The following is a 13,627-nucleotide window of genomic DNA, read 5'->3' as shown; positions in this document are numbered from 1 at the left end:
GCAAGCCGTCGGACCATTTCCCGGCGCCGTTCCCGAACGTAGAGGCCGCGGCAGCTGCCAATGGCGGCGCCGCTCCGCCCGACATGTCGCTGCTCGCCAAGGCGCGCGGCGTCGAGCGCGGCTTCCCGCAGTTTGTCTTCGACATCTTCACCCAGTATGACGCGGGCGGCCCGGACTACATTCATTCGCTGCTGACCGGTTACGACCAGACGCCGCCGGCCGGCATGGTCATCCCGGAGGGTACGCACTACAATCCGTATTTCATGTCCGGCGTGTCGCTGAAGATGCCGAAGCCGCTTTCCGACGGCCAGGTGACTTACGACGACGGCGCGCCGCAGACAGTCGACCAGTATGCCCGCGACGTCGCGAGCTTCCTGGCATGGGCGGCCGAGCCGCACATGGAAGCCCGCAAGCATACCGGCTTCAACGTGCTGGCGTTCCTGCTGATTTTCGGCACGCTGGTCTATCTCACCAAGCGCAGGGTATGGGCCGACGTGGCGCACTGATCCGCCATCGAAGCAAGGTTTTGAAGGGCGCCCGCGAGGCGCCCTTTTCGTTTCCCGGGCGACAGGACAGCGCATATCTTGGTAGCTCTGATTTGAACGCGCAGCGCTGAAGGCGCTGCCAATCCTTTGCCGGATGCGCTTGTCTCAGGCGCCGCGCCGCGGTAGCCCTTATTGGTTGCGTCGCGGCGATCTGCGCCGACTCGCTTGTGCCGACAGCCCGACTCGCGGAAAGCCTCATCTTATGAAACCCTCGCTCGAAGACGCGCTGCTCGCCTCGATCCGCACCATTCCGGATTACCCGAGGCCCGGCATACTGTTTCGCGACATCACCACACTGCTCGGCGACGCGCGCGCTTTCCGTCGCGCCATCGACGAGCTGGTACATCCCTATGCCGGGCTGAAGATCGACAAGATCGCCGGCATCGAGGCGCGCGGTTTCATCCTCGGCGGCGCGGTTGCGCATCAGCTTTCGGCCGGCTTCGTGCCGATCCGCAAGAAGGGCAAGCTGCCCTACGAGACCGTGCGTGTCGCCTACAGCCTCGAATACGGGCTGGACGAGATGGAGATGCACAAGGATGGCGTTTCGCCCGGCGAGAAGGTGATCCTGGTCGACGACCTGATCGCCACGGGCGGCACGGCGGAGGCGGCGGTGAAGCTGCTCAGGCAGATCGGCGCCGACATCGTCGCCGCCTGCTTCGTCATCGACCTACCTGATCTCGGCGGGCGCAAGAAGCTCGAGGCGCTCGGCGTGCCGGTGCGGACGCTGATCGGATTCGAGGGACATTGAGGCGCTCTCCCTTTCCCGCAAGGGGAGAAGGAAAAGGCGCTACACCACCTTCACCAGCACGGCGCTGTCGAACTCGATGACCTTGTCGCCGGTCGAGTCAAAACCTTCCGATCTCAGCGTGAGCAGGTTCCAGCCGGGACGCCCCGCGAGCGGGCGGTGCGCCAGCGCGGTGCGCGTGAAGGTTACCGTTTCTCCGGCATAGACCGGCTTCAGCCATTTCAGGTTGCGGAAGCCTGGCGAGGGGCCGAATTCCGGCTGAGGTCCAGGACCGGTCCAGCGCACGCCCTCGGTCTCCATGCGCTTGGCGAGGTTGTACTTCATCCAGGTGGCGGCGGTGTGCCAGCCGGAGGCGCAGAGCCCGCCAAGCACGCTCTTCTTTGCCGCGTCTTCATCGACATGGAAGACCTGCGGGTCGTATTTGCGGGCGAAGGCCTTGATCTCGTCCGGCTCGAATTTGTGCGAGCCGAGCGTGACGGTTTCGCCGATCAGGAAGAACTCGTCGAGGGTCACGCGGCGGCCTCACGGGTCAGGAACATGCCGGTGTTCTCAAGTTCGAAGACGCATTCGCCGCGCTGGTTGAACAACTCGCTGCGCATGGTGATGAGACCCAACTGGGGCCTGGATCTGGACTGGCGCTTGGAAAGGATGGTGACCTTGCCGGTGAGCCGGTCGCCGGCCAGCACCGGCTTCTTCCATTTCACATGCTCGATGCCGGGCGAGCCTTGCGAGGTCGAATCGAGCAGGAAGGCGTCGCATAGCATGCGCATGAACATCGCGCAGGTGTGCCAGCCCGAAGCGGAAAGCCCGCCCAGGATGCTTGCCTTGCCGGCCTCCTCGTCGAGATGCATCGGCTGCGGGTCGAACTCGCCGGCGAATTCGACGATCTCGGCGGCGCTTACGTCCTTGCTGCCGAGGTCGAGCGAAGCGCCTTCGACGAAATCCTCATAGGCCCAGGTCTTTCCGGTCATGGTCGCTAATCCGGTTGAAATTCCAAGGGTCGGGCAACCCGGATGCCGGCCCAAGCCAATTTGGTCAAGTCCTTTCTGGTAAGCCAGATGCCGTCAGAGCCAGCCGCGGCGGCGGAAATACCAATAAGGGACGATCGCCGAGGCGACCATCAGGCCGATCGCGAAGGGGTAACCGAAATGCCACTTCAGCTCGGGGATGATGTCGAAATTCATGCCGTATATCGAGGCGACCAGCGTCGGCGGCAGGAAGATGACGGCGGCGACCGAGAAGATCTTGATGATGGCGTTCTGCTCGATCGAGATCATGCCGAGCGTGGCATCGAGCAAGAACGAGATCTTCTGCGACAGGAAGGTGGCGTGGTCCGCGAGCGAGAGCACGTCGCGCGACAGCGTCTTGATGCGGGCGCGCACATCCTTGCTCATCTTGGTCTGGGTCGAGACGTGGGCCAGGAAGCCGGCGAGGCGCTGCAGCGAGGTCAGGCTGTCGCGGACAGAGGAGGCGATGTCCTCCTTGCGGCCGATGCCTTTCAGCAGTTCCTGGAAATCCCGGTTGCGCTTCGACGCCTTGGTCGAGCGGGCCTCGAAGATGTCGCGCGAGATCGCCTCAACGTCGCGGCCGGCGCGCTCGAGGATGTCGGCCAGGCGGTCGACGATTGCTTCCAGCAGCCCGATCAGGATGGTGTCGCCGCTGGTGCAGCCCGTCGCTACCTTCTCGGCCCGCAGCGGGAAGGTCTTGAAGGCCTTGGGCTCATGATAACGGATGGTGATCAGCCTGTTGCCGGCAAGCGCGAATGTCACCGGCGACATCAATGGGTCATCAGCTTCGGTCTGGGCCGGCAGCACCGCGGTCATGAAGTAGCCGCCGTCCTCGACATAGAGGCGGCTCGATATCTCGATCTCCTCCATCTCCTCGCGCGTCGGGATGGCAATGCCCAGCCAGCTTTCGATGGTGGCTTCTTCCTCCTTCGTCGGGTTGAAAAGGTCGGCCCAGACGATCCTTTCGCCGTCCGCCGCGAAATCGTCGGTGAGGCGCAGGCGATCATTGTCCACGACGAAGGCTTTGATCATCGCCGGGGTCTCCCTTGCTCTATGCGTTCCGGATCGGAACTCGCGATTTCGGATTGAGTGGGGCAGCACTATCGCAAGCCGATTAGCCCTGCCGTTTTGCAAGGTCAAGGCAGCCTCTTCGGCGCCGCCGAGATGGTCGACACGGCATGCCGATTTAAAAGACTTTCAAAATTTTGGACGATTGCGCAAAATCGGCGCGATCGTGCGTCATGTTATCCTGACGAAGGCATTGAACGGCATAGGCGAAGAAATGACCGGAAAGCTGATCGCGGCGATCGTGGGCGCGGAAAGTACGGTGATCCAGAAGCTCCTGGCCGCGGCTGTTTTGGACTGGCAGCGCGCGGGGCTGAAGGTGTGCGGCCTTGTGGAAGAAGCGCACGGCCTGACAGGCCGCTCATGCAGTTCCGGCCTTTTGCGGAATGTCGAAACGGGCAACATCTTCGCAATGTATCTGGACGAGCCGCCGGCCCACACTTCGTGCACCCTTGACGAGCTTGGCGTGGTCAATGCCTGCGCCAGCGTCGTTGACCGCATTGCGACGAGCGATCTCGTCGTGTTGAGCAAATTTGGCAAAGTCGAGGCAGTGGGCAGCGGCCTGCACGAAGCCTTCGAGCTTGCCATCAGGCTGGACAAGCCCGTGTTGACCTCGGTTGCGCCGAAACATCACTATGCGTGGCAGCGCTTCGCGCCTGAAGCATCTTTCATCGGCCCTGACCGCGCCTCGATCGAGGCATGGAAATGGAATGTCCGCGATCGCTTCTGCGACCGCCACACGCGAAGTCTGGCGCCGTCCAATTGAGGACCGGCACTTATCCCGTCAAGTGTTGAACTTGAACAGCATGACGTCGCCGTCCTGGACGACATATTCCTTGCCTTCGTCGCGCGCCTTGCCCGCTTCCTTGGCCGCCACTTCGCCGCCCAGCGTGACGAAGTCGTTGTAGGAAATGGTCTGGGCGCGGATGAAGCCGCGCTCGAAGTCGGTGTGGATGACGCCAGCGGCCTGGGGCGCCTTGTCGCCCTTGTGGATGGTCCAGGCGCGCGTTTCCTTCGGGCCGGCAGTGAAATAGGTGATGAGTTGCAACAGCTCGTAGCCGGCGCGGATCACCTTGTTGAGGCCTGGCTCGTCTAGGCCGAGCGAGGACAGGAACTCCATTTCCTCGTCGTCCGAGAGTTGGGCGACTTCGGCCTCGATGGCTGCCGAAATGACGACGGTGCGGGCACCCTGCGCAGCGGCCATCTTTTCCACGGCTTGCGTGTGCGCGTTGCCGGTTGCTGCGTCGGCCTCGGCGACGTTACAGACATAGAGAACGGGGTGCGAGGTCAAGAGGTTCAGCCCCTGCAGGATGCGCAGGTCCTCGGCCGAGATGCCCTTGAGCAGGATGCGGGTCGGCTTGCCGGCCTGCAGCAGTTCGAGCGCTGCTTCCATCATCGGCAGCACTGTGGTCGCTTCCTTGTCCTTGCCGGCGGCGCGCTTCCTGATCTGCGCGATGCGGCGCTCGAGGCTCTCAAGGTCGGCGAGCATCAGCTCGGTCTCGACGGTCTCGGCGTCGGCGACGGGGTCGATACGCCCCTCGACATGGGTGATGTCGTCATCCTCGAAGCAACGCAGCACGTGCACGATGGCGTCGACCTCACGGATGTTGGCGAGGAACTGGTTGCCCAGCCCTTCACCCTTCGAGGCGCCACGAACCAGGCCGGCGATGTCGACGAAGGAGATGCGCGTCGGGATGATCTCCTTCGACTTGGCGATCGCCGCGATCTTCTGCAGACGAGGATCAGGGACCGCCACCTCGCCGGTGTTCGGCTCGATCGTGCAGAAAGGATAGTTGGCGGCCTGCGCCGCGGCCGTCCTGGTCAACGCGTTGAACAGCGTCGACTTGCCGACGTTGGGCAAGCCAACGATGCCACATTTGAAACCCATCTTGTCCGGTCCTATCGGGAGTTCGAAATTTGATCAGGGCTATGGGCGATAGGGCCGATGATCGTCAAGCCCCGTGGCGCCGGGCCCGGCACTCAGTCCTTGCCGAAGAGCTTCTTCAGCATGGCGGCCATCGGCCCGGTTTCGGGCAGCTTGGCGGGTTGTTGTTGGGGGCGGGCCTGCCGGATGTGGCTCTGTTGCTTGGGAGCCTTGGGTCGCGGGCGGTCGTCATCGCCGGTGGGCACGAGCTTCTCACGCAGCGTCAGCGTTATCCGGTTCATGAAGGAATTGTCGTCGCCCTTGGCGAGCAATCCGGCATCGTCGGCGATCGCATCGAGCAGCACATCCAGCCATTCGCGGTCGGCCTTGGCAAAGTCGCCGAGCACATGGCCGTGCACCATCTCCTTGACGCCCGGGTGACCGACGCCGATGCGCACGCGCCGATACTCCTTGCCGACATGCTGGTCGAGCGAGCGGATGCCGTTATGGCCGCCGGAACCGCCGCCGACCTTGACCCGCACCTTACCGGCGGCAAGGTCGATCTCGTCGTAGAAAACGGTGAGCGCGGAAGGGTCGAGCTTGTAGAAGCGCAGCGCTTCGCCGACCGACTGGCCGGAGAGATTCATGAAGGTCTGCGGCTTGATCAAAAGGATCTTCTCGCCGCCGAGCGAGCCTTCCGAAATCAGACCCTGGAATTTCCTCGACCAGGGCGAAAAGGAATGGCGGCGGGCAATCGCGTCCGCCGCCATGAAGCCGACATTGTGCCGGTTGTTCTGATATTGCGCGCCCGGATTGCCGAGGCCTGCAAAGACAAGCATCGTCGTCTCCGGGCGGAGAAATTACTTCTCTTCGGCGGCAGGGGCCGCCGCTTCGGCCGTAGCCGCCTCAGTGGTCTCTTCCGTCTCCGGCTTCATCGCCGCAGAACCGGCGATGGTCGCGATGGTGAAGTCGCGATCGGAGATCACCGGCTTGACGCCGGCCGGCAGCTTGACCGCCGAGATGTGGATCGAGTCGCCGATTTCAGCGCCCGTGAGATCGACGGTGATGAATTCCGGGATCGCGTTGGCCGGGCAGTGGAACTCGACTTCATGGCGAACGATGTTGAGCACGCCGCCGCGCTTGATGCCGGGCGACTTGTCCTCGTTGATGAAGTGGACGGGCACGTCGACATTGACCTCGGTGTCCTTGCCGATGCGCAGGAAGTCGACATGCATCGGGAAGTCCTTGACCGGGTCGAGCTGGAAGTCCTTAGGCAGAACCTGGATCTTCTTGCCGTCGATGTCGATCGTGGCGACAGTGGTCAGGAACCCGCCGCCGTGGATCTTGTAGAAGACTTCCTTGTAGTTCAGGGCGATCGCCAGGGGAGGCTGCTTGTCGCCATAAATAACTGCAGGCACTTTACCGTCGCGGCGAACTGCACGGGCGGACCCCTTACCGACCTGTTCGCGCGCTTCGGCCTTGAGCTCGTAAGTATCGTGGCTCATGGCATTTCCTTTCGCGTGTTGTGGAGCGTTCGCGGCGAGCTGGCTCATCCGTAAACGTCGAAAGCCGTCATGGCCTTGCACAATCCGTCCAGATCGTCTTGGTGATCATGCAGGCCTAGCCGGCCTTCCTCCGCGTTGCCTCCAAGGGTGTCTACGCGGGTGGCGGCTCTATAGCGGAAGGCCGCCGCAGGTGCAAGCGGCTGCAATATAGCCGCCCAACGATTGGCGAGCATGCTTTATAGGGCAGGCTTGGCTGCAACTCCGCATTCTTCGGACCAACCAACGGGCACGCGGAGCAAACCCAATCTCCCGATTGGCTTCGTTTTGAAATCTTCTCGCTCATTTTAATTCTATAAAATCAGTAGTCTTAATAAACAAATCGCGAGGAGAGCCGGATGACGAAGAAGCTGGTGGTGGGGGTATCAGGCAACCTGACCCGCCCGTCGAAGACCAAGGCATTCATCACCCACATCGCCGGCGAGGTGGCGGGCCGCATCGGAGCGTCCTCAGCCATATTCGACATCGAGGACCTTGGCTCGTCTTTCCCGTCGGCCCGGCGCATCTCGGATCTCGATCCGGCGGCGCGCAATATCGTCACTCAATTGACAGGCGCTGATGTGCTGGTGGCGGGATCGCCGACCTTCAAGGGCAGTTACACCGGGCTCTTCAAGCACTTGTTCGACCTGCTTGACCCTGCTTCGCTGCGCGGAAAGCCGGTCATCATCGCCGCGACCGGAGGCGGCGAGCGCCATTCGCTGATCGTCGAGCACCAACTCAGGCCACTCTTCGGCTTCTTCGAAGCGTTGACCATGCCGTCCGCTATCTACGCTTCCGATAAGGATTTTGCCGACGGCGCGCTGGTGTCGGAAGCGATCCATGTTCGTGCCCGCCAGGCGGTCGCCGAGGTTTCGAACGTCGTCGGTGCGACCCGCAATGTCGGCCTTGCCGCCTAACTATCGCGAGGAATTGCTGCGCGAATTCGGCCTGCACTGAGCCCGGATCGTGTCCGGCGATCAGGCGTCGGTGGGCTGGTCGCTGCCCAGCGCATCGCGCAACGCCCAGACCTTTCGGGTCAGCGCATCGATCTCGGCCAAACTCATCCCCGAACGCTCGATCAGCGTCTCGCCGAGGCAATTGCACTGTGTCAGCAAGGTCCGGCCGGCCGTGGTGAGGTCGACCTGCACCTGGCGTTCGTCGGCGTGGCTGCGCTGGCGGGTCACCAGTCCGGCCTGTTCCATCCGCTTGACCAGCGGCGTCACGGTGCTCGATTCCAGCGCCAGCCGACGCGCGATGGTCCCGACCGACATGCCGTCAGCCTCGCCAAGCGCATTGAGCACCAGATATTGCGGATAGGTGATCCCCATCTCGTCGAGCATGGGCTTGTAGGTGCGGTTGATCGCCATGCTGGTGGCGTAGAGGGCGAAGCATAGCTGATTGTCCAGCGGAAACGGCACGACGGAATTCCTTTCCTGCGTTGCGTCATCTTTACCATAAGAAATGATATCGCGATACATATCATCGTGGACAAAGGTTGTTGATTACGCTACGCATCTAATTATCGCGATAACGATTATTGCGGTATCAAATGAAGGGAGATTGCAAATGACTGAGGCTTCGCACGCAAAGGCCGGCTCGGGCAGCGGCACGATCACCACGAAGGACGGAACGCAGATCTTCTACAAGGACTGGGGGACCGGTCAGCCGATCGTCTTCCACCATGGATGGCCGTTGAGCAGCGACGACTGGGACGCCCAGATGCTGTTCTTCCTCTCCAAGGGCTACCGGGTCATCGCACATGACCGTCGTGGTCACGGCCGCTCGACGCAGACGGATATCGGCAATGAGATGGACACCTACGCCGCCGACGTCGCGGCGCTCGCCGCGCATCTAAACCTCAAGAACGCCATCCATGTCGGGCATTCGACCGGCGGCGGCGAAGTGGCGCGCTATGTCGCGCAATATGGCTCCGGTGGTCGCGTAGCCAAGGCGGTGCTGATCGGCGCGGTTCCGCCGATCATGCTCAAGACCGCGGCCAACCCCGGCGGCCTGCCGATCGAGGTGTTCGACGGCTTCCGCTCCGCCCAGGCGGCCAATCGCGCGCAGTTCTTCCGCGACGTTCCCGCAGGCCCGTTCTACGGCTTCAATCGCCCGGGCGCCGAAGTGTCACAGGGGGTCATCGACAACTGGTGGCGCCGGGGCATGATGGGCGGCACCAAGGCGCACTACGACTGCATCAAGGCGTTTTCGGAGACGGACTTCACCGAGGATCTGAAGAAGATCGAGGTGCCGGTTCTGGTCATGCATGGCGATGACGACCAGATCGTGCCGATCGCGGATTCGGCACTGCTGACGATCAAGCTGCTCAAGAAGGGCGAGTTGAAGGTCTACAAGGGTCTGCCGCATGGCATGGCCACGACCCATGCCGAAATCATCAACGCCGACCTGCTGGCCTTCTTCAAGGCCTGAATTCGCTTGTCGAAACATGAAGGCACCCGCCTAGGGCGGGTGCTTTCGGGAGGACGGCCTCACAACCAGGCGCGCAGTCAATCGGCCTGCTTCACACGATACTCATGCCGCCGTCGATCAGCATCTCCGATCCGACCATGAAACGGCATTCGTCCGAAGCGAGGAACACCACCGCGTTGGCGATCTCCTCGGCCGTTCCGAACCGGCCGGCAGGCACCAGCCCGACCACCGCTTTGGCGCGTGCCCTCGATGCTTCCGGATCGAGCCCCAGCTTGTCGTTGAGCGGCGTGTCGATCGGACCGGGGCTGATCACGTTGGCGCGGATGCCGCGTCCTATCAGTTCGCCCGAAAGCGTGCGCGCCAGCGAGATCATGCCGGCTTTCGCCAGCGAATAGACGTGTGTTGCGGCCATTCCCATATGCGCATTGACCGAGCCGCTGAGAACGATGGATGACGAGTTCGAGAGCAGCGGGACGAGCGCCTTCACGAGGAAGTACGGGCCCTTGAGGTCGACATCGATGCTCCGGTCAAAGGCCGCATCGGTCCAGTCGGCGAGCGGGCGCAGATCGGCAATGCCGGCGTTCAGGAAGACGGCATCGAGCTTGCCAAACGTTGCGCCTATCTGTTGCGCGATCCCATCCTGCGCCGCCACGTCCCCGGCATCGGCGGTGATGGCGAGCACATCACCGCCCAGGGTGGCCCGGGCTTCTTCCAGACGAGCGGCGCTGGTTCCGGTGATCGCGACACGGGCGCCTTCCTCGATGAAGCGGCGGGCCGTCGCCAGGCCAATCCCGCTGGTGCCACCGGTAATCAGCGTGGCCTTGCCCTTCAATCTCGACATCGCAAACTGCCTTTATCCACCGAGTGGTCGGGCATGGCCCTGACCGCCCAAACTCCGCTTACAGATGCGCGCCGATCCATTTTCTGATGTCAGCAATGACGACCTCCTTGCCGCTGTCGTTGAGAAGGTCGTGGACGTAGCCCTCGTAGAACTTCAGGGTTTTGTCGTCGGAGCCGGTAACGTCGTAGAAAAACTGGCTGCCGCTTGGTCTCGTCGCCTTGTCGGCGGTGCCGTGCAAAATGAGCACGGGCAAAGTTATCAACGAGAACTTCTTCTTGAGCGTTTCATCGGCGCGAACCATTGCAGCCACGGTCTTTGTGGGCTGGGTTTCGTGGGCGATGAGCGGGTCGGCGTTCATCGCTTCGACGATGGCCGGGTCGCGGGAGAAGTCTTCGTTCTTCAGATGCAGGACATGCGCGTGCGGAGCAATGTGGCTGAGCCCCTTGAGCACGGCCAGGGCGAAGTCGGGCGCGGGCACCTGGAAGGCAAAGCTCTCGCAGACCAGACCTTTCAGCCCGGCCTGGTTGTCCAGCGCGTAGAGGCAGGCGACGACTCCCCCGGCGCTATGGCCCAGAAGGAAGACCGGCAGGCCCGATTCCCGCGATTTGGCGATCTCCACGACGCCTGAGACATCACCGACATAGTCGTCGAAGCTGTCGACGTAAAAGCGCTCGCCGTCCGATTTGCCACGTCCACGCAGGTCGACGGCATAGACGGCCAGACCGTCAGTCACGAGCTGCCCGGCCACCCAGCCATAGTAGCCGCTGTGCGAGTTGAAACCGGGGACGATGACAACGACACCACGCGGCTTGCCGGATGGACGCCATGAGCGAAAAGCAATCTGCAGGCCGCCAGCACCTTCGAAGTGGTCCTCGACGGGGTTAAGGACTTGCTGGTTCAATTTTCTTCTCCTGTCGCGATGCAAGCCGAGGCTTGCGCGGTTGGCAGTGGAGGGGGGATTGCTGGTTCAATGCCCTTCGACCGCGAAGACGATTTCGGCGAAGCCGGGCACCGTTTTCTCGCGCAGCCAGTCGCGCTGGAGCTCGCAGGCGAACTGAACCCAGCTTACGGGCACTCCTCCCGCCTGTGCGATGCGCTGGAGCCCAGCCTGATGCGCCTCGACAGAGGTGCCGCCGACGGCGTCGATGACGGCATAGACCTCGAAACCCTCACGCAGCGCATCGAGCGCGGGAAAGGCCAGGCACACTTCGGTCCAGAGGGCGGCCATGACGAGCTTCTTTCGACCGGTCGCCCTCACGGCGTCGACAAAATCGCTGTCTTCCCATGCATTGATCGCTGTGCGGTCGATCGGTTCGACGGTGGGGAAAAGGTCGTGCAGCTGATGGATGATGGGCTGGTTGCGGCCGGTGTTGACGTTCACCGTCGTCAACACCACCGGGACGTCATAGAGCTTTGCAGTCTTCGCCAGCGCAACGATGTTGGCGACCAGGGTCCGCCGGTCCGTCGACGCCACGGACGTCACCTGGACCGGCTGGTAGTCGATGATCAGCACTGCGCAGTTGCTGGGCGTCAAAAGGTGGTCCTGGACTGGATTGCGTGTCGGTTGACTTACCATGGGTCTCTCCCATCGGGTTTCAGTGCGCGACCTCGTGAGCCGGCAATTATTTGGCGAGGAAATCCGTGACGAGTTTGATCGTGACGTCCGGGTTTTCGTCCATGATCCAATGTCCGGAGTCAGGGATGATACCGGCCGAAACGTCGGTGGCGACGAAGCGCAGGTCGTCGGCTTGCGCGGTGCCGAAGGATTTGTCCCCGCCAAGAGCCAGGACAGGCATGGCGAGCTTGCCGCCTTTTGCGAGAAACTCCTTGTTGTCGGCTGCATCCTGGTTGAAGGCGGCGAACTGTTCGAACGCGTCGTGCATGGCATGCGGACGGGCGTAGAGCTTGGCGTAGTGCTCGCGCGTCGCTTCATCGATGTGCTTGGGATTGGCTGAAAGCTCGTTCCAGAAACGGTCGAGATAGATGCGCTCTCGGCCCGCGACCAGCCGCTCCATATCGGGACCACGGAAGTTGAAGTGCCACAGCAGCGGCAGGCGGATGATGTTGTCCCAGTCGCCGATGCCGGGCAACGGCGCGTCGATCACGGCCCAGCGGGTGACGCGGTCGCGATACTGGGCGACGAAGGCGTAGCCGACCATGTTGCCGATGTCGTGTGTAACGAGGTCGACCTTGTCGATTTTCAGATGATCGAGGATGCCGGCGAGGTCGAGCGCCTGGTTCTTCTTGGTATAGCCGGTGTCTGGATGGGCCGACAGCCCCATGCCGCGCAGGTCCGGCACGATCACCGTATGATCCTTCATCAGCTTGGCGGCAAGCGGCGCCCACATGTCGCCAGTGTCGCCGAAACCATGCAGCAGGAGGACGGCTGGCCCCTTGCCGCCGACGCGAACATAAAGGCTTGTTCCGTTGGTCTCGATGGACTGCGTCTTGAATTCGGATGGGAAGGGCACGATGCGCGCCGTGGCCGGCACTGTAACGAGAAGCAAACCCAATACAGCCATCACCACCTTGCGCATGTTTCTCTCCTGAATTTTGAGCGACCGGGCCTTGCGGTCGCCGGCGCGTGCCGGGCCGCAGCAAAGGGGAGAATACGGACCTGCCGCGCAGTCGAATTGCCCAAATCTGACCTGGATTGTACGAAGCGAGCCTTTTGTCGCGCGGCCGGCGCCACCAGAAGGATTTTCGTTCCGTCTGCGAAACCGGGGGTGGTAGGCTGCTCCCGCGATTGGGGAAGCATCATGGAAACCGGCACGGGAATCACCGACGGCCCGGGCGAGCAGCAGGAACTGCTCGAACAGGAACTGGCTCGGCTGAGGAGCGATCTCGATGCAAGCCAGAAGCTCTCGATCCGGCTCGGCGAGGAAAACGAGACGCTCCGCATCTACGCCGACCTTCGGCAGTGGGAGGCGAGGTTTCGCCTCGCGATCGACACGATACCGGGGCTGACCTGGTTCTGCCGGGCGGATGGATCGGCCGAGTTTCTGAACACTCAATGGTGCGCCTACACCGGCCTCACCATGGAGGAGGCGTTGGGCTGGAACTGGGTGAATGTCATTCATCCAGATGATCTTGCCGGCCTTGTGGAGCATTGGCGCAGAACCATCCAATCCGCGCGCGCGGATGAACACGAGGCGCGGATGCGCCGCTTCGACGGCGAGTATCGCTGGTTCCTGTTTCGCTGCGCGCCTCTGCTCGATGAGGCGGGCGCGGTGATCCGGTGGTACGGGACGAACACCGACATCGAAGAGCGCAAGCGCGTCGAGCAGGCGCTGAGCGCCTCCGGGAAACTGGCGCGCGGCCAGGTCGAGGCTCTCAAAAGCACGCTCGACGCGCTGGCAATGGAGCCGGAGCCCAACAAATCGGTAGAGCATTTGTTGCGCATCGTCGCCGAGCAATTCGGCGCCCATAGCGTCAGCGTCTGGCGTCGGGACCCGGGAAGCGGGATGATCGGCATCGATTTCGTCTTCGAGGACGGTCACATGGCGACCGGCGCCGATCCTCGATTCACGGGCATGGACATGTGGCTGCCGATGGAAGAGCGCTGGCCATGGCCGGAGGTCTTTCGCAC

At 62.5% G+C, this 13,627-nt stretch carries 17 protein-coding genes; 6 read left to right on the top strand and 11 right to left on the bottom strand.

Annotation, left to right across the window (positions count from 1 at the left end; genetic code table 11):
- Together Q0L57_RS26855 and Q0L57_RS26850 are read left to right on the top strand one after the other, a co-directional pair.
- Nucleotides 1-506, top strand: a 506-nt coding sequence (locus tag Q0L57_RS26855; RefSeq protein ID WP_296746108.1) for a cytochrome c1, incomplete at its 5' end; no start/stop codon positions are given.
- Nucleotides 507-747: 241 nt separating this feature from the next.
- Nucleotides 748-1,293 carry an adenine phosphoribosyltransferase gene (locus tag Q0L57_RS26850; RefSeq protein ID WP_296746107.1) on the top strand — a complete coding sequence of 182 codons (546 nt, stop codon included), beginning with the start codon at nt 748-750 and terminating at the stop codon, nt 1,291-1,293.
- Nucleotides 1,294-1,332: 39 nt separating this feature from the next.
- On the opposite strand, the gene Q0L57_RS26845 is transcribed toward Q0L57_RS26850, so the two are convergent.
- The 3 genes from Q0L57_RS26845 to corA all read right to left on the bottom strand — a co-directional run bounded on the left by Q0L57_RS26845 (nt 1,333) and on the right by corA (nt 3,329).
- Nucleotides 1,333-1,803 (bottom strand): MaoC family dehydratase, encoded by a 471-nt coding sequence (locus Q0L57_RS26845; RefSeq protein WP_296746106.1) that lies wholly within the window; start codon nt 1,801-1,803, stop codon nt 1,333-1,335.
- Entirely contained in the window at nt 1,800-2,261 is a 462-nt protein-coding gene (locus Q0L57_RS26840; RefSeq protein WP_296746105.1) for a MaoC family dehydratase, read from the bottom strand. Before Q0L57_RS26840 ends, Q0L57_RS26845 begins: the two co-directional genes overlap by 4 nt.
- 93 nt (nt 2,262-2,354) lie before the next feature.
- Complete coding sequence (gene corA / locus Q0L57_RS26835) at nt 2,355-3,329, bottom strand: magnesium/cobalt transporter CorA (RefSeq protein WP_296746104.1); 975 nt, start codon at nt 3,327-3,329, stop codon at nt 2,355-2,357.
- On the opposite strand from corA, the gene Q0L57_RS26830 reads away from it, so the two are divergent.
- Nucleotides 3,304-4,128, top strand: coding sequence for a DUF2478 domain-containing protein (locus Q0L57_RS26830; protein WP_296746103.1), 825 nt, complete (start codon nt 3,304-3,306; stop codon nt 4,126-4,128). The two genes, corA and Q0L57_RS26830, sit on opposite strands and share 26 nt — an antisense overlap.
- A gap of 18 nt (nt 4,129-4,146) precedes the next feature.
- Here Q0L57_RS26830 and ychF read toward each other — a convergent pair whose 3' ends face one another.
- The 3 genes from ychF to Q0L57_RS26815 form a co-directional block, all read right to left on the bottom strand.
- On the bottom strand, nt 4,147-5,250 hold the full coding sequence (gene ychF, locus Q0L57_RS26825; RefSeq protein ID WP_296746102.1) for a redox-regulated ATPase YchF: 1,104 nt from the start codon (nt 5,248-5,250) through the stop codon (nt 4,147-4,149).
- 92 nt (nt 5,251-5,342) lie between these two features.
- The gene (pth, locus tag Q0L57_RS26820) at nt 5,343-6,065 is read right to left on the bottom strand and encodes an aminoacyl-tRNA hydrolase (RefSeq protein WP_296746101.1); all 723 of its coding nucleotides are present in this window, start codon (nt 6,063-6,065) and stop codon (nt 5,343-5,345) included.
- Between the two features lie 21 nt (nt 6,066-6,086).
- Nucleotides 6,087-6,731 (bottom strand): 50S ribosomal protein L25/general stress protein Ctc, encoded by a 645-nt coding sequence (locus Q0L57_RS26815; protein WP_296746100.1) that lies wholly within the window; start codon nt 6,729-6,731, stop codon nt 6,087-6,089.
- Between the two features lie 395 nt (nt 6,732-7,126).
- On the opposite strand from Q0L57_RS26815, the gene msuE reads away from it, so the two are divergent.
- A complete protein-coding gene (msuE, locus tag Q0L57_RS26810; RefSeq protein ID WP_296746099.1) occupies nt 7,127-7,684 on the top strand; it encodes an FMN reductase in 558 nt (185 codons plus the stop codon).
- A 60-nt stretch (nt 7,685-7,744) separates the two neighbouring features.
- On the opposite strand, the gene Q0L57_RS26805 is transcribed toward msuE, so the two are convergent.
- Nucleotides 7,745-8,185, bottom strand: a complete 441-nt coding sequence (locus tag Q0L57_RS26805; RefSeq protein WP_296746098.1) for a MarR family transcriptional regulator — start codon at nt 8,183-8,185, stop codon at nt 7,745-7,747.
- A 148-nt stretch (nt 8,186-8,333) separates the two neighbouring features.
- On the opposite strand from Q0L57_RS26805, the gene Q0L57_RS26800 reads away from it, so the two are divergent.
- Nucleotides 8,334-9,197 (top strand): alpha/beta hydrolase, encoded by an 864-nt coding sequence (locus tag Q0L57_RS26800; RefSeq protein WP_296746096.1) that lies wholly within the window; start codon nt 8,334-8,336, stop codon nt 9,195-9,197.
- 91 nt (nt 9,198-9,288) lie between these two features.
- Here the strand turns inward: Q0L57_RS26800 and Q0L57_RS26795 are convergent, their stop codons facing one another.
- Genes Q0L57_RS26795 through Q0L57_RS26780 form a run of 4 tightly spaced genes read right to left on the bottom strand, consistent with a single transcriptional unit; the run spans nt 9,289 to nt 12,575 of the window.
- The gene (locus tag Q0L57_RS26795) at nt 9,289-10,038 is read right to left on the bottom strand and encodes an SDR family oxidoreductase (protein WP_296746095.1); all 750 of its coding nucleotides are present in this window, start codon (nt 10,036-10,038) and stop codon (nt 9,289-9,291) included.
- Between the two features lie 58 nt (nt 10,039-10,096).
- Nucleotides 10,097-10,963, bottom strand: a complete 867-nt coding sequence (locus tag Q0L57_RS26790; RefSeq protein WP_296746094.1) for an alpha/beta hydrolase — start codon at nt 10,961-10,963, stop codon at nt 10,097-10,099.
- A gap of 42 nt (nt 10,964-11,005) precedes the next feature.
- On the bottom strand, nt 11,006-11,614 hold the full coding sequence (locus Q0L57_RS26785) for a hydrolase (protein ID WP_296746093.1): 609 nt from the start codon (nt 11,612-11,614) through the stop codon (nt 11,006-11,008).
- A gap of 46 nt (nt 11,615-11,660) precedes the next feature.
- Nucleotides 11,661-12,575: an alpha/beta hydrolase gene (locus Q0L57_RS26780; RefSeq protein WP_296746092.1), complete on the bottom strand. Its 915-nt coding sequence runs from the start codon at nt 12,573-12,575 to the stop codon at nt 11,661-11,663.
- 222 nt (nt 12,576-12,797) lie between these two features.
- Here Q0L57_RS26780 and Q0L57_RS26775 point away from each other — a divergent pair.
- Nucleotides 12,798-13,627: PAS domain S-box protein (locus tag Q0L57_RS26775; RefSeq protein ID WP_296746091.1), on the top strand; the 830-nt coding region annotated here is incomplete at its 3' end.

It is taken from the genome of Mesorhizobium sp., assembly GCF_024509055.1.
Classification (GTDB): domain Bacteria; phylum Pseudomonadota; class Alphaproteobacteria; order Rhizobiales; family Rhizobiaceae; genus Mesorhizobium.
The sequence above is the reverse complement of the archived record's forward strand: the minus strand, read 5'-3'. Positions and strand labels throughout refer to the sequence as shown.

Excerpts from the sequence above, each read along its gene's own strand:
- Q0L57_RS26785 (WP_296746093.1), bottom strand. The coding sequence starts at position 11,614 with ATGGTAAGTCAACCGACACGCAATCCAGTCCAGGACCACCTTTTGACG.
- pth (WP_296746101.1), bottom strand. The coding sequence starts at position 6,065 with ATGCTTGTCTTTGCAGGCCTCGGCAATCCGGGCGCGCAATATCAGAAC.
- Q0L57_RS26780 (WP_296746092.1), bottom strand. The coding sequence starts at position 12,575 with ATGCGCAAGGTGGTGATGGCTGTATTGGGTTTGCTTCTCGTTACAGTG.
- msuE (WP_296746099.1), top strand. The coding sequence starts at position 7,127 with ATGACGAAGAAGCTGGTGGTGGGGGTATCAGGCAACCTGACCCGCCCG.
- Q0L57_RS26840 (WP_296746105.1), bottom strand. The coding sequence starts at position 2,261 with ATGACCGGAAAGACCTGGGCCTATGAGGATTTCGTCGAAGGCGCTTCG.
- Q0L57_RS26850 (WP_296746107.1), top strand. The coding sequence starts at position 748 with ATGAAACCCTCGCTCGAAGACGCGCTGCTCGCCTCGATCCGCACCATT.
- corA (WP_296746104.1), bottom strand. The coding sequence starts at position 3,329 with ATGATCAAAGCCTTCGTCGTGGACAATGATCGCCTGCGCCTCACCGAC.
- Q0L57_RS26800 (WP_296746096.1), top strand. The coding sequence starts at position 8,334 with ATGACTGAGGCTTCGCACGCAAAGGCCGGCTCGGGCAGCGGCACGATC.
- ychF (WP_296746102.1), bottom strand. The coding sequence starts at position 5,250 with ATGGGTTTCAAATGTGGCATCGTTGGCTTGCCCAACGTCGGCAAGTCG.
- Q0L57_RS26795 (WP_296746095.1), bottom strand. The coding sequence starts at position 10,038 with ATGTCGAGATTGAAGGGCAAGGCCACGCTGATTACCGGTGGCACCAGC.
- Q0L57_RS26815 (WP_296746100.1), bottom strand. The coding sequence starts at position 6,731 with ATGAGCCACGATACTTACGAGCTCAAGGCCGAAGCGCGCGAACAGGTC.